Genomic DNA, 19,993 nt, shown 5'->3' on the forward strand with positions numbered 1-19,993 from the left:
TAAGAGACAGGGCTTGGTGGGCTCTCTTCTCTCTCGTGTTCCTTTGCGGGAGAGCGAATGGCGCACCGGAGCACAGACCCCCGGGTTCCGGCGCGCGGTCGGGTTCGGCCCACAAGAGCCCGCCGCGCGAAAACTCCGGGACCAGACCCGATGGCAGCGGTCCTCCTCGCCTGTACGAGACCGTCCCGTGCTATGCGGATCGGCAGGTCTCGTGGCGCGCTCGGTATGCGTCACAGACGACGGCGAACGCCACAGGGGCAGATCAGCCCCATCTCCTGGTTCAGTGCGGTCAGTTCGTATGTGGCTTCGCGCAGCTTGCGGGCGTCCACGCGCTGGTAGTCGAACAGGGACTGTGCCTTGATCCGGCGGTGCGTACCGACCTTTCGGTACTCGATCTCGCCGGCCTCCAGCAGTCCGATCAGAAATGGCCGGGACACGTTCAGTATGTCGGCCGCCTGCTGGGTGGTCAGCTCCGCGTCCTCAGGCACGATGGAGACGGCACGGCCGGCTGCCATGTAGCTCAGCACGGTCGCCGGCAGTTACACGGCCTCACGGGGCAACTCGAAGTCGTTGTTCCCGTCCTCGATCCGGAAACGGAACCGGTCGGGTCGGGGTAGCCGGGCCAACGACCGCTTGACGGGCTTCAGAGCCCGGGCGGCGAAAGTGGCGTCGGCTCCGGACGAGGGCGTCGAGCGAGTGATGGACCTGCTCATCGTGTGTCCGTCAAAGCGGAACAAGCTCAGTGGAGCGAATGGTGGCTGCCCGGATGGCACGGCAGAGCATTTTCGACCGCTCGCCCGCTCCCGCGCTCAGCTTCGTACAGGAAGAGGCGACGCTTCGCCGTCCAGTGGGAGGCACAATGGTGTGGCGTCGGCAGCTCGAACGTCTGCTGGAGGTTGGGCGGTTGCGTAACGTCAGCCTTCCGGTGATGCCGACGAACTCTGAGGCTCATCCGGGACTGGGTGGCAAGATCGAGGTGCTGAAGTTCGCGGACGGCACGGCTGTGGGACGTTCCGATGGGGCATACAGCGGTCGGCCGGCCATGGAGCCGAAGCAACTCCGGGTCCTGGAGCTGCGGTACGCCACCGTCAGAGCTCAGGCTCTTACGCCCCGCGAGTCGCTTGCCTTTGTCGAGGAAGTGCTGGGAGAGACATGATCCGCAAAGCTACTGCCGGGGACAGTTCTGTGCTTCGGTGGTTCAAGAGCAGCCACAGCGACGGTCCCGACGGCAACTCCTGCGTCGAGGTGGCAACCACCTCCGCCACTGTCCACGTTCGCGACTCCAAGACCATCGGCGGGCCTCAGCTCGCCGTCACCTCGGCCTCTTGGGCGGACTTCGTGACCTTCGCCTCGGAGTGCTGAGACACGGAACACCTCGGGGGCGCTTCCCGGCCCGGTCGTCTCGGGTCACTGCTCGCCGGATCACCGGCCGAATGTGGGCCCATATTGCCACGACACGCCGTACGGACGGCTCCCAAGAGTGCAGTGAGAGCCCACATTCGGCGACATGAGACAGCTCGGCGGTCCCCGCCCCGGCCCCCGCTGCGACCGTCTGACACCGCGTCCCCCCTCGCCGTGACGGCGAGGGGGGACCTCGTGTGAATGGAGACCGTGGAGGGACTCGAACCCAAGTAGTAACCGGCGTTGCAGTCCGGGCCGCCCCAGTTTCCCGGCGACCCATGCGCTGCCAGGGAGTCGACACAACGGTGCGGGTGCCACACCGAGGGCGCTGGGAGAAGCTGTCCACCCGCCAGCGGGCGGTCAGCGTCCGTCGCGCCAAGATCTGCGCCGTTGGCGAGCGTGCGATGGCGACACTCAAGAGCCGGTGGCCTGCGCAAGCTCCACTGCAGCGCCCCCCGGTCTCCGGCGTCGGTTGAGCGGTCCTCGCCCTCGTCCGGCCGCCTCCCGCATGAGGTTGGAAATGGCTCAATGACAACGGACAGTATGAGTTGATCCGGCGTTACTTCCATGCGGCCCCCGGCAGAGGGTGACTGGGCTCACAGCCTTCTGCCTGGCTGAAGATCGTAATTGTCCCGTAGGTTCTGAGTGTCCACCTGATCGATTGACCTCCGAGCGGGTGGAACACGGGGGCAGTGAGCAAAGGGCGGACCGTCGTCCGAGGCGCCGTTCGGCGTGCGCCGGAGCGGCGGAGGTGCGGATCGCGTCGCCCGGCGACATCTCCCGTGTGTACGTGAAGTGTCAATCACATGGGGGAATATCACTCATGCGCAAGTCGCATATCGTCGGACCCCTTGTCACCGCCGCTGTCGCGGCCCTGCTCTCCTTGGGCACGGCTGTTCCTGCGGAGGCGGCGAGCGGATGGAACGCGCACGTGCAGTGCACCAAGATGCGCATCTCGGACAACACTGCCCATGGGTTCGAGCAGGGGCACGGCAATGCCAAGACCCAGCCGGACGCGTGGAAGGCGGCCATCAAGAACGCCAACGACAAGATGCCGCCCGGCTTCCGCGCGAAGCACTGCACGAAGAAGTCGATCAAGAGGGCTTGATGTCATGAGGACGCGCACCTTGGCGTTCGGTCTGTACGCGGACGAGCAGGGATTGGCATGGGTCCGGAGCCTCGTCGCGGAGGCCGCGGGTTCCCGGAGTGCCCGGATCGTCGACGAGGGCGTCCTGCGCACGTTTCCGGGGAGCGAGCTGTCGACTGCCGACGTGTACGGGCTCCTGGCGGAGCAGTGGGTCTGGGAGCACCCGGGCCAGAGCGGCGGCGCACGGGAACCAGTCGAGTTGCGCGTACGGCTGGTGTGCTCCCTGAGGACATGGCGGGCGATTCGCAAGACGGTGATCAGGACGTTGTGCCCGGAGGGCATGGCGCCGCATGCCTGCCGCGTCCCCTGGGTCGCTGCCTGAGCGGTTCGCGTGCGTCACGCTGCCGATCGCCCGTCCCTTCGTGCGTCGGTCGCCGGTTTTCCGGCCGTGGCGGAGCCCTGCGGCGGCGACCCCGGGCGTGACCGCCGGCGCGCCGCGTCCTCAAGCCCGGGTGCGAGCGTCCTAGGAGCACCCGTGCGCTCATCGCGAGGGATTCGACCTGACGGGACATCGCCGTGCGGTTGGGCACCTGTCGAAACAGTCGGCACCTGTCGAACCGCCCTGCAACTGCCGCCTGTCACATATCGGGAAACTCTTCGACTGTATTCGGTGAATAATTCCCGGGGCGCGCTCATGTCGAGAGCCCAATCGGAGAGAAAGTAATTCAACCGGCGAACAGCGGTGCGTGATCCGCGTCGCATCAATATGGTTTGATCATGGTTGCATTGCGACCTGAGGTCAACGCGCCGGTCGCGATAAAAATTGAAAGCGAGTCGAATATGAAGATGCAGAACGGACTTAAGGCCATCGCTGCGGCCGGCGTCATAGTCATGGCCGCCGCCGCTCCTGCGCTGGCCAAGTCGGTCGATGTCAGTGGCGGTCGGTGGAGCTACGACGTCGGTGCCAATTACGCGTACTCGAACTTCTACCACAAGGTGAACTACCACTCGTCCTCCGTTCACGGCAGGAGCTGGGCCTACAGTGGCTGCACCGCGAACAAGCAGTGGTCCAAGGCCTCGGTGGAGAAATCGAGCATTCACCCCAACACCGCGCACTACGACGCTTCCTGCTGACGGCACACGGCGCGGGGATCTGATTCCTCCATAGTCGCTCGCCACGTCGCTGCGGGGGGAATTCCATTCCTCCCGCAGTCAGGTTTTCCTGTCATTTCTTCCCCCCTTCCGAGTGCGAGATGCGTGCTCCCCGAGTGCCCGGACCTAGGTGACCGATGCTCCACCGAGGTATCAAGTTCGTCCACGCCACCGTATTGGCCTTCTCCGCGCTGTTGGCCTTTCTGTTCGTGCGGGGACTGGACGACGAGTTGGTTCTCGGCAATACGGCCCAGATCTGGGTTTTCGACTCGAACGACTCGGCGAGTGGTGCCCGGGTTGCCCGCGCCGTCGCCTCGTTCGCGGCCGAACACCGGGTCGCGGTGGCGCGCGAACTGCCCGACGTGCGGGACCCCGACGCCCTTCGCCACCTGTACCTGTCCTCGGGCGACCCGCGATCCGACGCGGCTTCATGGCTGGACAAGGGCTATCCGGGGTTCAGTAGGCACGTCGACACGGCCGTGCACCCCATCGCCGAGATCGGACACCGTGACCCCCGTGGCTTCTACTACGTCTTCGGAACGCCGGAAGCCGCGACCGCACTGGTGGCCGAGTTTGCCGACCTCGGCCTGCAGGCGAGCGTGCAGCACCCTCTGTCGGGCGGCGAACTGGCCCAACTCTTCTCCGGCGGCGACCTGTTCCGGTCCTTCTGGGTGGTGGCTCTCGCCGCCGTGACCACCACCGGTGCGAGCGTGCTGCTCGGCGCGAAGGCGTACGGGGTGCTGCGGCTGCAGGGAAGGTCCTTCCTGGACGTCCTCGTGCGAGACCTGAGGCAGTTGGCGGTGTTCTGGTCGGTCGCGGCAAGTGCCGTCACGGCCGTGGTGCTGACCTTTCTCGGCGTCTACAACGGACTCGCCTGGTTGTCGCTGTTCGCGGCGGTGGCGTTCGGCCTCGCCGCCGTCCTCGTCGTGCTCGTCCTGGGAACCCATGCGGCCGCGCTCGCCCTCACCTTCAGGGGCGAGGTCCTGCGAGCACTGAAGGGCGAGCTCCCCGCCCGGTCTGCATACGTCGCCACGTACCTGGTACGCGTCCCCGCGTTGTTGCTCGCGCTCGGCGTCGCCATGGACGTCGCCCTGGCGGGCCAGAACGTGCTGGAGCGCCAGGGGAGCCAGGACACCTACGCCACCGTGGGCGATGCCGTCTCCATCCGCCTCAACGGCAGCCTGGTGGGCGAGGAAGAACAGGCGATCATACGGGTGGGGCAGTGGCTGCGCCGGGCCGACGCGGCGGGCCGGATCGTCGTGGCCGGGCGCCGGGACCTCCAGGGCATCGCCCCGGACGCACACCTGCCGCAGGGCGAGGTGCTCGTCGTCAACGAATCCTTCCTCGCCGCACGGCCGGTCCTCGACCCCGCAGGCCGGCGGTACTCCCCGGTGGCGCGTGACGGGCGGGCTCAGGAGGCCCTCGCGGTGCGGCTCCTCGTCCCCGAGTCCCTGACCCGCTACGCCTCCGACATCAGTGCCGCGATCCCCGACACCCTGGGGCGGCTTGATGCGGACGTCCGTCGGAGGCTCACGGTGGAGACGCTTCGAACGAGGGACGGCCAACGCGTCTTCGGTTACAACTCCGGCAGTCTCAGCCCCAATCTCGCCTACGGCCCCGACGACGACCGGTCGTTGGTACTGGATCCGGTCCTCGTCGTGGTCCCCAATGGCTCGAGGATCCTCACCAACGACACCTACACCGCGTTCGCCAGCCAAGAAGGGATCGTCTTCCCCGATCAGGACGACGCCCTGAACGCCATCACGGCCAACGAGGACCGACTGCAGACCTATGTGACGGCCGTCCGCCCCGTGGGACAGAACGCCGCACTGAAGCTGCGGGACGCCGTCAACGACTTCCGGCTGCGCGTCTTCACTCTGCTCGCTTCGGTGGCCGTGCTCCTCATCACCGGCGTCGGCGTCTGCATCATCCACTCGCGCAAGCATGCCCAAGCCGTCTTCGTCCAGCACATCAGCGGTTGGCGATTCACGGCGACCCACCGCTTCATCCTCGCCGTAGAGGGACTCCTCGCGGCCTTCCTCGCCTGGTGGGTGCCCATCCAGGTGTGGCAGCAGAACCTGGAGCTGGAGGAGTTCACCTCCCGCGGCATACCCGCACCCTTCCCGCCCGCCCGGATCACCACCGTGGACGCCGGCGTCATCACGGGGCTGGTCGTCATCGAAGTCTGCGCCGTGCTCCTCGCCCTCGGGGTGTTCCACCGGCGCATCGTCAAGGAGGGGGCGGCCGAGTCGTGAGCCCCGCACGGACGCATCCCCGCCACCCAGCAGGAGCACTGTCGTGATCGAGATCGTGAATCTGTCGAAGACTTTCGGCACCCGGACCCTGTGGTCCGATGTAAACGCCACCGTCAGCCCCGGCACGATGCTCGCCGTCGTCGGCCCCAGCGGTTCGGGGAAGTCCACCCTGCTCAACTGCATCGGTCTGCTCGACAAGCCGAATGCCGGTGCGATCCGTCACGGAGGAAGGGACATCACCCGCTTCGGCCGGCGCGAGACCCGGCACTTCCGCCGCGACGTGCTGGGCTACCTCTTCCAGAACTACGCCCTGATCGACAACGCCACCGTCGGAGAGAACCTGGAAGTCGCCGTCAAGCCGCAGCGGACCGTGCGGGGCGCCACCCGTGCGACGATCGCCGAAGCGCTCGACCGCGTCGGCCTGGCAGGCCGGGAGGAGGAGAAGGTCCACCACCTCAGCGGCGGGGAACAACAACGCGTGGCGCTCGCCCGGCTCATGGTCAAGAAGCCCTCCCTCGTGCTCGCCGACGAGCCGACCGGTGCCCTCGACCACGCCAATTCCGCAGCGGTCATCGACGTCCTGCGCGAGATGAGCGACGCCGGATGCGCCGTGGTCATCGCCACCCACGACGACCACGTCCGCGACCGCTGCGACGCGGTCTTCGCCGTGAACGAGAACGCGCCGGTCGCGTAGGCCCCGATCGCGGACCTTGTAGCTGGACCCCCGTCCCGTTCCCCGCAGTGCCGGGTCCGAAGAGCGCTGCCGGAAGAGCCCGTTGGGCGGGAGGCGGGAGCCAACTCCCCGTTCCCGCCTGCCGAGGGCCGGGTTCTGCCACAGTCCGGTCCCAAGAGAGCCGTCCGCCCACGTGCGGACGATTCTTGACGCGGACACGCAAGGAAGGCTCGGTACGCTGCAACCTCCGCAGAGCTCCTCCGGCTGGAGCCGGAACGAGGACCTCAGCCACTTCCCACCCGCTCGCCGGGCGGTACTTCCCTCTCCTGCGGCCATCTGTCAGGACGGCATCCCGCGCGACAGCCGGGGCCGACTCCGGTCCGCACCGCCACCACCCAAGGACCAGAACACCTTCATGACTTCCCACATATCCGTCGCGCGGCGCCGCCTGCCCGTGTGGTCGATCCCCGTGCTGTGGACCCTCGCCCTGGGCCTGTGGGGACTGTCCCGGCAGCACAGCGTGTGGCGGGACGAGGCCGCGACCTGGCAGGTGGCCCGGCGCTCCGCCGCCGACATCTGGCACATGCTGGGGCAGGTCGACGTCGTGCACGGGCTCTACTACCTGCTGATGCACGGACTGTTCACCTGCTTCGGGCCCAGCACCACGACCCTGCGGCTGCCCTCCGTGCTGGCCATGGCGGTGGCGGCGGCGTGCGTGGCGGTCATCGGCCGTCGACTGGCCGGTTTCTGGGCGGGCTTGGGGGGAGGACTGGCGCTCGGGCTCCTCCCGGCCGTTCAGTTCTACCTCCAAGAGGGTCGCCCGTACGCACTGGTCGCCGCAGGGGCCGGGATGGCGACACTGCTGCTGGTGACCGTGCTGGAGGGCCGCGGGGGAGCGGGGCACTGGGCGGCGTACGGCGGCACGGTCCTGGTCTGCGCCCTGCTGAACTGGCTGTCGCTGCTGATGCTGGCCGCGCACCTGGCCACCCTGGTGTGGACCCGGGCCGGGCGCGGGACGTGGCTGCGTTGGACGGCCGCGGCCTCGGCAGCCGCCGCGGGTGCGCTGCCACTGGTTCTGTTCAGCCGGCGCCAGTCGGACCAGGTGTCCTGGATCCCGCCGCTGACTTGGCACATGATGATCGGACCGGCCGTACTGCTGGCGATCGGCGTTCTCGGGGTCGTGCTGGACCGGCCGCGGACGGGCCGGCTGTCGCTGGCTGCCGTCGGCATGCCACTGCTGGCGGTTCCGCAGATCGGCCTGATCGGCCTCTCCCTGATCCAACCGCTGTTCCTGGACCGCTACGTCCTGTTCAGCATGCTGGGTCTGGCGCTGATGATCGGAGCGACGCTGGGTGCGGCGGTACGGGCGACCCGTCCGCGGTTCCCGAGGGCGTCACGGTGGCTCGTCCCCGTCACGGTCGTGGCTGCGGTGCTCGCGCTGTTGCCGCAGTCGCTGGCCAAGCGCTCACCGGCGAGCCGGGTCGACGACGTCCTGGCCGTGTCGGCGGACGTACGGCGGCTGAAGAGGGACGGGGACGCGGTGCTCTTCGTACCGGCGGCCCGGCGCGACGCCGCGCTGGTCTCCCCCGACGACTTCGCGGGCCTGCGGGACATCGCGCTGGAGCGGAGCCCCGTGTCGTCCGGGACGTTGAAGGGCGAGGAGGCCGGCCCCGCCCGCATACGCACCGCGATGCTGGCGCAACAGCGAATACTGCTGGTCACGGACGTGGCCGCGGTGGCCAGGCCGGTGTCGGCGGAACGGGACAAGGTGAAGACCGCCGTGCTGAAGAGGTACTTCAGAGTGGCTGCGGACGAGCAGGTCCGCGGGCGGCGGGTGACGGTGTACGAACGGCTCGCACCGGATCGCCGAAGAACCCTCGGGGCCAAGGCGGTTGGGCCCACCGCGTGGTGAACGGAGACCGTGGCGGGATTCGAACCCACGTAACCGGAGTTGCAGTCCGGCCCCTGAACCACTCGGGCACACGGTCGTGTCGTTGACGACGTGCTTCGACCATAGGCAGCGGGCCGCGTGGGTCTCAAGGAATCCGGGGCCGCCGCAACGGGACTGCCATACGCCGTTCATGAACCGGCGCGGTGGGGTCCTCACGGCGTCACGGCCATACCGCGTCACGGCGCCACAGCGTCACGGCGCCACAGCGCCACAGCGTCACAGCCTCACGGTGTCGTGGCCAGGAACTCCGTGACCGCCGTGCGGAACGCCTCCGGGTCGTCCACCCAGGGGTAGTGGCCGGTCACCGGGAGGGTGCGGGCCGCGCCCTTCGGGAAGGACTCCGCGACCAGCCTGCCCGCCCGCAGGCCCGACAGGGCGTCCAGTTCGCCCGTGAGGACCAGGACCGGGCACTCCACCTCCCGCAGCCGTTCCAGCAGCGCTCGCCTGGCGTGGTCGTCGACGCCCTGCCAGAACCCCGCCCGCGGTACGGGATTGATCTGCTCGCCCTCGGCCCGCGCGTGCGCCCGCTGCGGGGCCTCCCAGCGGGCGTAGCCCATGGGAGCGGCACGCAGCAGGAGCCCGGGGACGTCCTCCATGGAGACCGGTGCCGACAGCAGCCGTACGGCCTCGGCGGCGTCCGGCCACCACGGCTCCGAGCGGCGGGACGCGAAGATCTCCCGCGCGTCCTCCGGCAGCTCCCCCTGGAGTCGGGAGCCGGGACCCACGAGGACCATCGCGGTGAGGTGCTGCGGGTGCGCGGCGGCGTACGCCTGGGCGGTCGCGGCGCCGGCGTCGTGGGCGAGGACCGGCCAGCGCTCCAGGCCCAGGTGCTCACGCAGCGACTCGACGTCCTCGGCGACGGCCGGGAACGCGTACCGGGCCGGGTCGCTCGCGGCGGGGGAGCCGCCGGTGCCGCGGGAGTCGGGGACGATCAGCCGGTACTCGGCGGACAGGCCGCCCAGGTCGCCCAGGTAGGCGGAGCCCCTGCCGGGCCCGCCCGCCAGGCACAGCAGCGGCGGGCCGGAGCCCAGCTCCGTGTAGTGGAGCTCGGCGTCGTCGTACGAGCGGTAGTGCGGCATGTCGGACGCGTTCCCCGAACCCGCGGTCCTACGACCTACGAACGAGTCGATCACCGACCCCCGACAGGGGTCATTGTCGGTGGCGCCCCTTACTCTCGGGGGATGACCGCTCTGGAGCCGCGCGACCGCGCCGAACCGACGCCGACGAACCCCGGTTCGTCCCACGCCACCGCCGAGGGGGAGCCGGGCGGCGGGGAGGGCGTCCTCGGCAGGACGTACCGCGCGCTCAGCATCGGCATCATCACGGTCGTCCTGCTCATCGCCTTCGAGGCGACGGCCGTCGGCACGGCCATGCCGGTGGCGGCGCGCGAGCTGCACGGCGTCGGACTGTACGCCTTCGCCTTCTCCGCGTACTTCACCACGAGCCTGCTCGCCATGGTGATCTCCGGCCAGTGGTCCGACCGCCGCGGGCCCCTGGGACCGCTCACCGGCGGCATCGCGCTGTGGGCCGCCGGGCTGGTGCTGAGCGGTGCCGCGCAGGCCATGTGGGTCTTCGTGCTGGGGCGCGCCGTGCAGGGGCTGGGCGGCGGACTGGTGATCGTCGCGCTGTACGTCCTGGTGGGCCGCGCCTACCCCGAGCGGCTGCGGCCCCCGATCATGGCGGCCTTCGCCGCGTCCTGGGTGGTGCCCTCGGTGGTCGGCCCGCTCGCCTCCGGGACGGTCACCGAGCAGCTCGGCTGGCGCTGGGTGTTCCTCGGCATACCCGCCCTGATCGTGCTGCCCCTGGTGTTCGCGCTGCCGGCGGTGCGCCGCACGGCGTCCGGACCGCCGCCCGGCGCAGACGGTGCCGAGGACGGCGACGCCGCCGGGAACGGCGGGGGCCATGGGGACGGGGACGGGACCCGGCCGTCCGGGGCCCGCAGGCTCCGGCTCGCCCTCGGCATCTCGCTGGGCGCCGCGCTCCTCCAGTACGCCGCCCAGGACCTGACCTGGCCAGCCACGCTGCCCGCCGTCGCGGGCGCCGCGCTCCTGGTGCCCGCCGCCCTCGGGCTGATGCCCCGCGGCACCTTCCTGGCCGCCCGCGGCCTGCCCGCCGTCGTCCTGCTGCGCGGCATCGCCGCCGGCTCCTTCATCGCCGCCGAGAGCTTCGTCCCGCTGATGCTGGTCACCCAGCGCGGGCTGAGTCCGACCCTGGCCGGCTTCTCCCTCGCGCTGGGCGGCCTGACCTGGGCGCTCGGCTCGTACGTCCAGGCGCGGCCCCGGCTGGAACCGTGGCGGGAGCGGCTGACGCAGTGCGGCATGGTCCTGGTCGCGGCGGCGATCGCCGCCGCGCCGAGCGTCCTGCTGGAGTCCGTCCCGGTGTGGACCCTCGCCGTGGCCTGGGGCTTCGGCTGCTTCGGCATGGGCCTGGTGCTGTCCGCCACCAGCGTGCTGCTGCTGAAGCTCTCCGCCCCCGAGGAGGCCGGGGCCAACTCGGCCGCCCTCCAGATGTCCGACGGCCTCTCGAACGCCCTGCTGCTCGCGGCGGGCGGAGCCGCGTTCGCCGCGCTCGGCGGCGGCGCGGTCGGCTCCCACGCGATGACGTCCGGCACAGGCCCCTCGCATCCGGGCGCCTTCGTCGCCGTGTTCCTCCCGATGGCGGCGGTCGCGGTAACGGGCGTGTGGGTCGCGGGCCGCCTCCGGGGCGCGCCGAACGTCTCGGAACGCTGAGTGGTACCACGCGGTACCATGACGCCATGGCTGGTCTCAACGTCAGGTTCACCGAAGAAGAGCTGGACGCCCTCCGCGAGCGCGCCGAGGCGGAGGGCCGCAGTATGCAGTCGTTCGCCCATGACGCCGTCATCAGAGCCATAGACGAACACTCCAGGCTGTTCAACGAGGCCGCCGAGCACGTGCTCAGGGTCAGCGAGGAACTGAACCGGAGACTCGCCTGATGCAGTACCTCACGCTGCCCGAGTTGCTCAATCTGGCGGAGCGGCTGGGGGCAAGCGAGGTGCGCGACTACGGCCTGCTCGACTCGGCTCTCGCACGCCCCCAGTCGAGCGTGTTCGGCCAGGACGCCTACCCGGACGTGTGGCAGAAGGCGGCCGCACTCATGGAGTCGACCGCCCGTAATCACGCCCTGGTCGACGGGAACAAGCGGCTGGCTTGGTATGCCACCTGGGTTTTCCTGCACATGAACGGACATCCGCTGGACGCGCGGTTCGACGTGGACGAGGCCGAGCGGTTCGTGCTGGATGCCTGCCAGGGCGCTCTGGACGTGCCCAAGATTGCCGCGGAGCTGCCGCGGTTCGCCCGCTGAGCAGAGCGTGTGCCCGACGTGACGGCGCCGGCCCGGACACCGCGCGGCTCCGCGTCCGTCACGCGGTGGGAGCAGCCCGGCAACGACCCCGTCGGCTCCGCGTGTGAGCTGGATCCCACCTTGGTGGGGCCCGGTGTCGTTCCCGCGTTGACGCGTCCGGGCCGCCGGTAGGGTGGCCCGGTTGTCGTACGTAACCGAGCAAGCCAGTAAGCCGCGTACCCGACTGTCCGAACCGGAGACCGTGACTACCACCGCCGCCGCGTCCTCGCATACCTCGCACCATCTCTCGCCCGCGTTTCCCGGCCGTGCCCCCTGGGGCACGGCCAGCAAGCTGCGGGCCTGGCAGCAGGGGGCCCTGAACAGATACCTCCAGGAACAGCCCCGTGACTTCCTGGCCGTGGCGACGCCGGGCGCCGGCAAGACCACCTTCGCGCTGACCCTCGCCTCGTGGCTGCTGCACCACCACGTGGTGCAGCAGGTCACCGTCGTGGCGCCGACCGAGCACCTGAAGAAGCAGTGGGCGGAGGCCGCGGCCCGGATAGGGATCAGGCTGGACCCGGACTACAGCGCGGGCCCGCTCAGCAAGGACTACCACGGCGTGGCCGTGACCTACGCGGGTGTCGGTGTCCGGCCGATGCTGCACCGCAACCGCTGCGAGCAGCGCAAGACGCTCGTCATCCTCGACGAGATCCACCACGCGGGCGACAGCAAGTCCTGGGGCGAGGCCTGCCTCGAGGCGTTCGAGCCGGCGACCCGGCGGCTCGCCCTGACCGGTACGCCGTTCCGGTCCGACACCAACCCCATCCCCTTCGTGACGTACGAGGAGGGCAACGACGGGATCCGGCGTTCGGCCGCCGACTACACCTATGGCTACGGCCACGCGCTCGCCGACCACGTCGTCCGGCCCGTCATCTTCCTCTCCTACAGCGGCAACATGCGCTGGCGGACGAAGGCGGGGGACGAGATCGCCGCGCGGCTCGGCGAGCCGATGACGAAGGACGCGATCTCGCAGGCCTGGCGCACGGCGCTCGACCCGCGCGGCGACTGGATGCCGAACGTGCTGCGCGCCGCGGACCAGCGGCTCACCGAGGTGCGCAAGTCGATCCCGGACGCCGGCGCGCTCGTCATCGCCACCGACCAGGACTCGGCCCGTGCCTACGCCAAGCTGATCCGCGAGATCACCGGCAGCAGGGCCACCGTCGTGCTGTCCGACGACGCGGGGGCCTCGAAGAAGATCGACGAGTTCAGCCAGGGCGACGACCGCTGGATGGTGGCCGTCCGCATGGTGTCCGAGGGCGTCGACGTGCCCCGGCTCGCCGTCGGCGTCTACGCCACCACCATCTCCACGCCGCTGTTCTTCGCCCAGGCCGTCGGCCGCTTCGTGCGGTCCAGGCGGCGCGGCGAGACCGCCTCCGTCTTCCTGCCGACCATCCCCATGCTGCTCGGCTTCGCCAACGAGATGGAGGTCGAGCGCGACCACGTTCTCGACAAGCCGAAGAAGGAGGGGGTGGAGGAGGACCCCTACGCCGAGTCCGAGAAGGAGATGGACGAGGCGAACAAGCAGCAGGACGAGGACACCGGCGAACAGGACATGCTGCCCTTCGAGGCACTGGAGTCCGACGCCGTCTTCGACCGGGTGATGTACAACGGCGCCGAGTTCGGCATGCAGGCGCACCCGGGCAGCGAGGAGGAGCAGGACTACCTGGGCATCCCCGGGCTCCTCGAACCCGACCAGGTGCAGCTGCTGCTGCAGAAGCGCCAGGCCCGCCAGATCGCGCACAGCCGCAAGAAGCCGGACACCGAGGCGGACCTGCTGGAGCTGCCCGCCGAGCGCCGGCCCGTCGTGTCCCACAAGGAGCTGCTGGAGCTGCGCAAGCAGCTCAACACGATGGTCAGCGCGTACGTCCACCAGAGCGGCAAGCCTCATGGTGTGATCCACACCGAGCTGCGAAGGGTGTGCGGGGGGCCGCCGAGCGCCGAGGCGACGGCCGGTCAGATCCGGGAGCGGATCAAGAAGGTGCAGGAGTGGGCGACGCGGATGAGGTGACCGCGGGGCCCGGAGGGAAATGAGCGTACGAAGGTCCACTACGGGCGGTTGATGCCGTAGTGGACCTTCGTGCGTACGAATTCCGGTGAAGAACCCACAACGAACTCATAGGCAAAAGAGTGCAAACTGGGACACTTTCAAAGTCATCTGACCGGATTCTGGACGAAGTCTTCCGCTGAGCGGGAACGTGTCGCTACTGTCCGGGCAACGAACACGCCCCGTGGCAGTGCCGCCCCGGAGCGCAGCCGGTGTGCCACGTCCGTCGGCTGGCCTCTCCGCGCGTCGCCGATGGGACCGACGGCGCGTCGTCCGTCAGAGAGCGCCCGCCGCGATCCACAGAGGAGAGGCCGTCGTGACCGCGGAGACCTCCCAGACACTCGACAGAGGACTGCGTGTCCTCAAACTTCTCGCCGACACCGACCACGGCCTGACCGTCACCGAGCTCTCCAACAAGCTCGGCGTCAACCGGACCGTCGTCTACCGGCTCCTCGCCACGCTGGAGCAGCATGCCCTGGTCCGCCGCGACCTGGGCGGCCGCGCCCGCGTCGGGCTCGGGGTGCTGAGCCTGGGCCGCCAGGTCCATCCACTGGTACGGGAGGCGGCCCTGCCCGCACTGCGCTCCCTCGCCGAGGACATCGGTGCGACCGCGCACCTCACCCTCGTCGACGGGTCGGAGGCGCTCGCGGTCGCGGTCGTCGAGCCGACCTGGACCGACTACCACGTCGCCTACCGGGCCGGCTTCCGCCATCCGCTGGACCGGGGAGCGGCGGGCCGCGCGATACTCGCCGCCCGGCGAGGCGAGCTCATCGACCCGGGCTACACCCTGACCCACGGCGAACTCGAGGCGGGTGCCAGCGGGGCCGCCGCCCCGCTCGTCGGCGTGAGCGGCCTGGAAGGCAGCGTGGGCGTCGTCATGCTCGCCGACTCGGTGCCCGAGCGCGTGGGCCCGCGGGTCGTGGACGCGGCGCGCGAGGTCGCGGACTCCCTGCGGTGACGCACCGGGAGGGGCGGCCGCCCGTCCCTCCCACCGGTCCACGGGGTCGTCGCCCCGCCAGGCCCTTGGGCCGCCGGTCTGCCGCGCCCGGCCGTCGGCCTGCTGTGCCGGGCCGCCTGCCCGGGACGCGGACGCGCGTGACTGGGCTGTGACGTCGGTCAACTACATTGACCTCCGTGCCGTCCACTTCGCCCTCCTGGTTCTCCGGCCCCCGACGCCTCGCCGTGTGCGCCGTGCCGGTGGTCGCGCTGCTCGCCGTGGCTGCCCTCGCGCCGCTGCCCTTCACCGTCGCGCAACCCGGTCTGACCGCCGACGTGCTGGGCGAGAACAAGGGCGACCCGGTGATCACGATCAGCGGGGCGAAGATCCGGGACACCGACGGCGAGCTGCGGATGACCACGATCCTGGCCACCGGACCCGAGGTCGAGGTGGACCTGGGTGAGGTCGCCGACGCCTGGTTCAGGACCGACCGGGCCGTGATGCCGCGCGACTCCGTCTACCCCGAGGGCGACTCCGAGCAGGAGATCGAGGAGTACAACCTCCAGAAGATGGAGGAGTCGCAGGACGCCGCCGCCGATGCGGCGCTGCGCTACCTCAAGCGGTCCGACGAGGGCATCAAGGTGACCCTCAACCTCGCCGACGTCGGCGGGCCCAGCGCGGGGCTGCTGTTCTCCCTCGGGATCGTCGACAAGCTGGACGGCGACGGCAGCGGCGGCGATCTGACCGGCGGCCGTGTGATCGCCGGGACGGGCACGATCGACACGAACGGCACCGTCGGCCCGGTCGGCGGTGTGGCCCTCAAGACCCAGGCCGCGCGGCGCGACGGCGCCACCGTCTTCCTCGTACCGGAGGCGGAGTGCTCCGACGCGAAGTCCGAGCTTCCCAAGGGGCTGCGGCTGATCCCCGTCGAGACGCTGGGCGGCGCGGTGTCGGCCCTGAAGGCGCTGGAGTCGGGCCGGGGCCCGGTCCCGTCCTGCTGACCTCGGCCCTGTCGGTCCCCTCCGCGTCCGCCGCGGCCGCGTTCGCCGTGCCCGTGGCGGCCGGGGTGTCCGCTCCGGCGGCCGTGCGGTCCATGCCCCGCCACACGGGGAACACCAGGGGCGCCAGCGTGGCCAGGAAATAGGCTCCGCCGACCGCCAGGATCGCGGGCGCGAGGCCCACGCCCTCCACCAGGAACCCCGCCGCGAGCCCGCCCAGCGGGGTCGTCATCAGCACACCCGCCGTCGTCACCCCGAGGACCCGGCTGCGCAGTTCCTCCGGCACCGTCTCGTACATCACCGTCGACAGGATGGGGTTGAGCGCCCCAGCGCCCAGCCCGCACACCGCGAGCAGCAGGGCGAGCGGCAGCACCTCCGAGCTGAAGGCCGCCATGGCGAACCGGGGCAGGCCGATGACCAGGAAGCAGACCGCGAAGACGGGCCGGCGCGGCAGACGGTGCCCGAACGCGCCGTACAGCGCCGTCCCGGTCACCGCCCCGGCGCCCCACATCCCGGCCGCGAACCCGAGGTCCACGGAGCCGCCGAGCTCCCGGTCGGCATGGGTGGGCAGCAGGACGGCCGACCAGCCCTGGTCGAGCCCGTTGGTCACCATCACCACCAGGGTGATGGCCAGCAGCAGCGGAGTACGGGCGACGAAGGCGTAGCCCTCGCGCAGCTCCGCCCGGTACGCGCGCACCGACACCGGTGCCACGTTCCCGCGCGGCTCGGCCGCCGCCACACCGCGCACGCCGAGCGCGACCAGCAGCGCGGAGGCGGCGAAGGTCACCGCGTCCAGGACCAGCACGTTCTGCGCGCCGAACACCGCGATCAGTACGCCACCGAGCGCCGCGCCCAGCATGCGGGCGCCGCGCGAGACACCGTCGTACCAGCTGGCGGCCCTGGTCATCGGCGTACCGGCGCGCTCGGCCAGCGCGGGCAGCAGCGCGCCGCGCGCGGTCTCGCCCGGACCGTGGAAGAGACCGGTGACCGCCATCAGGGCGCACAGGCCCCAGAAGGCGAGCAGTCCGGCGTGGTGCAGCAGCGGGATCGCGCCGACGGCCAGCCCGCACACCACGTCGGAGGCGATGCTGATCCGCCGTCGGCCGACCCGGTCGATGACCGGTCCGCCGACGAGCGCGGAGACGACGACCGGCAGGGTCGCGCAGAAGGCGACGAGACCGGCGCGGGCGGCGCTGCCCGTGGTCTGGAGCACGAACCACGGGACGCCGATGACCGTCAGCGCGTTGCCGGTGATCGAGACGGCGTTGGCGACGAGCGCCGTGGCCAGCGGACGCCGGTCCCGGGGGCTCCCGGGGTTTCCCGGGTTCCAGGGAGTCCCGGGCTTCCCGGTCACGGCGCGGCGACCGGGCTTCCCGGTCACCGTGCGGCGCCGGGTGCGAGGGGCGTGACGGGCGGGGTCGCCAGCCGCAGGCCCAGCTCGACGAGGGCCCAGCCGAGCCGGGTGCGTAAGGCGCCGCGGCGGGCGGCGCCTGCGGCGCGGACCGCGCGGGCGTCCGCCCCTGGCGCGCCGGCCGTGACCGTTGCCGTGGCGGCGGCGGTCCGCTGGGCGTGCAGCAGGAGATGTATGTCGGGGTGCATGGCCGGGGTCTGCCCTCTCACTCGGCGGTGCGCGGGAAAACGTGCGTGTGCAGGCGGACCTGCTCGGCGCCGGGCGTTCCCGGCGCGGGCTCCAGAGCGCGGTAGCTCTCTATGAGTTCGTGCAGCTTCGTGTTGAGCTCACGGGTGAGTTCCGGGGTCAGCCGCAGCGTGAAGTCGCTCATGTCGGAGCTGGTGACCCACTCCTCGGGCCAGTCGCGCATCGTGCCGAGCCAGGTCGAGAGTTCCTGGGTGTGGGTGGTCGCGATCTCGTGCATGAAGAGGTCGACCGCGCCGCGTACGGCCGGGTCGGGGTCCTGGTACAGCTCCCCGTCGAACAACGTCCCCTGGTGAGCGGCCTTCCACCAGCGTTCCCGCCCCTTGCCCCGCGCCGGGTCGTCCTCGACGAAGCCGTGGGCGGCGAGCTGGCGCAGGTGGTAGCTGGTGGCACCGCTCGACTCGCCGAGCTTCTCCGCGAGCTGGGAGGCCGTGGCCGGGCCGTTGAGCCGAAGCGATGCCAGCAGGCGCATCCGAAGGGGATGGGCGAGACCGCGCAGGGAGCGCGCGTCGAGTTTGTGCAGCGATCGGCTTCCGGTGTCCTGCTCGTCCGTCATGAAGGGGAGCGTAGACATGCAAAGACTTCGTTGCAAGGATTTCTTTGCAACGAGGTCTTTGTAAAAGCTGCGGGGGCTGGGGAGCTCAGCCGCCGCCTTCCCGCGCGGCCTGCTCCACCAGCGGGATGATCCGCAGGGGGACCGGGTTCTCCATCACGATGGCCGTGGACGCCCGCACGATCCCCTCGAAACCGACGACCCGGTCGATCACCCGCTGGAGGTCGGCGTTGGAGCGGGCGACCAGCCGGCACAGCATGTCGCCGTGGCCGGTCGTCGTGTGCAGCTCCAGCACCTCGGGCACCGTCGCGAGGTGCGCCCGCACGTCCGCGCCCTGGCCCTGCTTGATCTCCAGCGTCGCGAAGGCGGTGACCGGGTAGCCCAGCGCCGCCGGGTCGACCTCCGGGCCGAAGCCGCGGACGACGCCGTTCGACTGCAGTCGGTCGAGCCGTGCCTGCACCGTGCCGCGCGCCACGCCGAGGCGGCGTGAGGCCTCCAGGACCCCGATCCGCGGCTCGCGCGCCAGCAGGACGATGAGCCTGCCGTCCAGTTCGTCGATCCCCATGGCCCACGCCCTCCTGTGGTCATCATGTACAGATACGCCGCGACCGGCGCCCCGTCGCTGTGCATATTGCCCAGCGAAAACGCAAAGTGTTGCGCACTCTGAAGAGCGGCGGGAACCTCCTTGCCATGGCAGAGACTCTTACGAACCTGGACCACGCCCCGCACACCGCGCGCAAGGACGACCCCTTCCCGGTGAAGGGAATGGACGCCGTCGTCTTCGCCGTGGGCAACGCCAAACAGGCCGCCCACTACTACTCCACCGCGTTCGGCATGAAGCTCGTCGCGTACTCGGGACCCGAGAACGGCAGCCGCGAGACCGCCTCCTACGTCCTGGAGAACGGCTCCGCCCGGTTCGTGTTCACCTCCGTCATCAAGGCCACCACCGACTGGGGCCGCTTCCTCGCCGACCACGTCGCGGAGCACGGCGACGGCGTCGTCGACCTCGCCCTGCACGTCCCGGACGTCCGCGCCGCGTACGAGTACGCCGTCTCGCAGGGCGCGGTCGGCCTCACCGAGCCGTACGAGCTGAAGGACGACCACGGCACGGTGGTCGTCGCCGCCATCGCCACGTACGGCAAGACCCGCCACACACTCGTCGAGCGCACCGGGTACGACGGCCCCTACCTGCCGGGATTCGTGGCGGCCGAGCCCATCGTCGAACCCCCGGCCAAGAGGACCTTCCAGGCCATCGACCACTGCGTCGGCAACGTCGAGCTCGGGAAGATGGACGAGTGGGTCGGCTTCTACAACCGGGTCATGGGCTTCACCAACATGAAGGAGTTCGTCGGTGACGACATCGCCACCGAGTACTCGGCGCTGATGTCCAAGGTCGTCGCCGACGGCACCCTGAAGGTGAAGTTCCCGATCAACGAGCCGGCGATCGCCCGCCGGAAGTCGCAGATCGACGAGTACCTGGAGTTCTACGGCGGCCCCGGCGTCCAGCACATCGCGCTGGCCACCAACGACATCGTCGCCACGGTGCGTGCCATGCGGGCGGGGGGCGTGCAGTTCCTCGACACCCCGGACTCCTACTACGACACCCTCGGCGAGTGGGTCGGTGACACCCGCGTCCCCATCGAGACGCTGCGCGAACTGAAGATCCTCGCCGACCGCGACGAGGACGGCTACCTGCTGCAGATCTTCACCAAGCCGGTCCAGGACCGCCCGACCGTCTTCTTCGAGATCATCGAGCGCCACGGCTCCATGGGCTTCGGCAAGGGCAACTTCAAGGCCCTCTTCGAGGCGATCGAGCGCGAACAGGCCCGCCGCGGCAACCTCTGACCCGCCGGGCCGTCCCCGCAACCCGCGGTCGCGGGGACGCTCGACGCGCTCGTCCGGGCGCGGCGAATGCCCCCGCCCCGTCC

19 protein-coding genes, 1 tRNA gene and 2 pseudogenes are annotated in these 19,993 nt (G+C 70.3%); 15 read left to right on the forward strand and 7 right to left on the reverse strand.

Annotated elements, in window-relative coordinates; translation table 11 throughout:
• Positions 1–230: 230 nt before the first annotated feature.
• On the reverse strand, positions 231–515 hold the full coding sequence (locus GUY61_RS40230) for a helix-turn-helix domain-containing protein (protein WP_243766515.1): 285 nt from the start codon (positions 513–515) through the stop codon (positions 231–233).
• A 227-nt stretch (positions 516–742) separates the two neighbouring features.
• On the opposite strand from GUY61_RS40230, the pseudogene GUY61_RS16865 reads away from it, so the two are divergent.
• From GUY61_RS16865 to GUY61_RS16900, 8 genes and pseudogenes are all read left to right on the forward strand, one after another.
• A pseudogene (locus GUY61_RS16865) lies at positions 743–1,156 on the forward strand (DUF5753 domain-containing protein); the annotation flags it as partial.
• Positions 1,153–1,362, forward strand: coding sequence for a DUF397 domain-containing protein (locus tag GUY61_RS16870; protein ID WP_166631001.1), 210 nt, complete (start codon positions 1,153–1,155; stop codon positions 1,360–1,362). The pseudogene GUY61_RS16865 and the gene GUY61_RS16870, both read left to right, overlap by 4 nt.
• An 862-nt stretch (positions 1,363–2,224) precedes the next feature.
• Entirely contained in the window at positions 2,225–2,509 is a 285-nt protein-coding gene (locus tag GUY61_RS16875; protein WP_166631002.1) for a hypothetical protein, read from the forward strand.
• A gap of 4 nt (positions 2,510–2,513) precedes the next feature.
• Positions 2,514–2,870, forward strand: coding sequence for a hypothetical protein (locus GUY61_RS16880; RefSeq protein ID WP_166631003.1), 357 nt, complete (start codon positions 2,514–2,516; stop codon positions 2,868–2,870).
• A 395-nt stretch (positions 2,871–3,265) separates the two neighbouring features.
• Positions 3,266–3,622: a lactococcin 972 family bacteriocin gene (locus GUY61_RS16885; RefSeq protein ID WP_166631004.1), complete on the forward strand. Its 357-nt coding sequence runs from the start codon at positions 3,266–3,268 to the stop codon at positions 3,620–3,622.
• 155 nt (positions 3,623–3,777) lie between these two features.
• Complete coding sequence (locus GUY61_RS16890) at positions 3,778–5,895, forward strand: hypothetical protein (RefSeq protein WP_166631005.1); 2,118 nt, start codon at positions 3,778–3,780, stop codon at positions 5,893–5,895.
• A 43-nt stretch (positions 5,896–5,938) separates the two neighbouring features.
• Positions 5,939–6,589, forward strand: a complete 651-nt coding sequence (locus GUY61_RS16895) for an ABC transporter ATP-binding protein (RefSeq protein ID WP_166631006.1) — start codon at positions 5,939–5,941, stop codon at positions 6,587–6,589.
• Positions 6,590–6,983: 394 nt separating this feature from the next.
• Complete coding sequence (locus tag GUY61_RS16900) at positions 6,984–8,480, forward strand: glycosyltransferase family 39 protein (RefSeq protein ID WP_166631007.1); 1,497 nt, start codon at positions 6,984–6,986, stop codon at positions 8,478–8,480.
• Between the two features lie 4 nt (positions 8,481–8,484).
• On the opposite strand, the gene GUY61_RS16905 is transcribed toward GUY61_RS16900, so the two are convergent.
• Together GUY61_RS16905 and GUY61_RS16910 are read right to left on the reverse strand one after the other, a co-directional pair.
• A tRNA-Cys gene (locus tag GUY61_RS16905) sits at positions 8,485–8,556 on the reverse strand.
• A gap of 187 nt (positions 8,557–8,743) precedes the next feature.
• The gene (locus GUY61_RS16910) at positions 8,744–9,598 is read right to left on the reverse strand and encodes an alpha/beta fold hydrolase (protein ID WP_166631008.1); all 855 of its coding nucleotides are present in this window, start codon (positions 9,596–9,598) and stop codon (positions 8,744–8,746) included.
• A 102-nt stretch (positions 9,599–9,700) separates the two neighbouring features.
• Between GUY61_RS16910 and GUY61_RS16915 the strand changes: the two genes are divergently transcribed.
• From GUY61_RS16915 to GUY61_RS41555, 6 genes are all read left to right on the forward strand, one after another.
• A complete protein-coding gene (locus tag GUY61_RS16915; RefSeq protein ID WP_166631009.1) occupies positions 9,701–11,248 on the forward strand; it encodes an MFS transporter in 1,548 nt (515 codons plus the stop codon).
• 26 nt (positions 11,249–11,274) lie between these two features.
• Positions 11,275–11,472 carry an Arc family DNA-binding protein gene (locus GUY61_RS16920; RefSeq protein ID WP_166631010.1) on the forward strand — a complete coding sequence of 66 codons (198 nt, stop codon included), beginning with the start codon at positions 11,275–11,277 and terminating at the stop codon, positions 11,470–11,472.
• Positions 11,472–11,840 (forward strand): type II toxin-antitoxin system death-on-curing family toxin, encoded by a 369-nt coding sequence (locus tag GUY61_RS16925; RefSeq protein ID WP_166631011.1) that lies wholly within the window; start codon positions 11,472–11,474, stop codon positions 11,838–11,840. Before GUY61_RS16920 ends, GUY61_RS16925 begins: the two co-directional genes overlap by 1 nt.
• A gap of 241 nt (positions 11,841–12,081) precedes the next feature.
• Positions 12,082–13,887, forward strand: a complete 1,806-nt coding sequence (locus GUY61_RS16930) for a DEAD/DEAH box helicase (RefSeq protein ID WP_166631012.1) — start codon at positions 12,082–12,084, stop codon at positions 13,885–13,887.
• Positions 13,888–14,239: 352 nt separating this feature from the next.
• Positions 14,240–14,881 (forward strand): IclR family transcriptional regulator, encoded by a 642-nt coding sequence (locus GUY61_RS16935; RefSeq protein ID WP_166631013.1) that lies wholly within the window; start codon positions 14,240–14,242, stop codon positions 14,879–14,881.
• Between the two features lie 176 nt (positions 14,882–15,057).
• The gene (locus tag GUY61_RS41555) at positions 15,058–15,861 is read left to right on the forward strand and encodes a S16 family serine protease (RefSeq protein WP_313896705.1); all 804 of its coding nucleotides are present in this window, start codon (positions 15,058–15,060) and stop codon (positions 15,859–15,861) included.
• 16 nt (positions 15,862–15,877) lie between these two features.
• Here the strand turns inward: GUY61_RS41555 and GUY61_RS16940 are convergent.
• The 4 genes and pseudogenes from GUY61_RS16940 to GUY61_RS16955 all read right to left on the reverse strand — a co-directional run.
• A pseudogene (locus tag GUY61_RS16940) lies at positions 15,878–17,212 on the reverse strand (MFS transporter); the annotation flags it as partial.
• A gap of 23 nt (positions 17,213–17,235) precedes the next feature.
• Complete coding sequence (locus tag GUY61_RS16945) at positions 17,236–17,457, reverse strand: hypothetical protein (protein WP_166631015.1); 222 nt, start codon at positions 17,455–17,457, stop codon at positions 17,236–17,238.
• Positions 17,458–17,474: 17 nt separating this feature from the next.
• On the reverse strand, positions 17,475–18,068 hold the full coding sequence (locus tag GUY61_RS16950) for a transcriptional regulator (protein WP_166631016.1): 594 nt from the start codon (positions 18,066–18,068) through the stop codon (positions 17,475–17,477).
• 85 nt (positions 18,069–18,153) lie between these two features.
• Positions 18,154–18,630 (reverse strand): Lrp/AsnC family transcriptional regulator, encoded by a 477-nt coding sequence (locus GUY61_RS16955; protein ID WP_166631017.1) that lies wholly within the window; start codon positions 18,628–18,630, stop codon positions 18,154–18,156.
• 125 nt (positions 18,631–18,755) lie between these two features.
• Between GUY61_RS16955 and hppD the strand changes: the two genes are divergently transcribed.
• A complete protein-coding gene (hppD, locus tag GUY61_RS16960) occupies positions 18,756–19,910 on the forward strand; it encodes a 4-hydroxyphenylpyruvate dioxygenase (RefSeq protein ID WP_166631018.1) in 1,155 nt (384 codons plus the stop codon).
• Positions 19,911–19,993: the final 83 nt, after the last annotated feature.

It is taken from the genome of Streptomyces sp. GC420, assembly GCF_009916105.1.
In the GTDB taxonomy this organism is placed as follows: domain Bacteria; phylum Actinomycetota; class Actinomycetes; order Streptomycetales; family Streptomycetaceae; genus Streptomyces.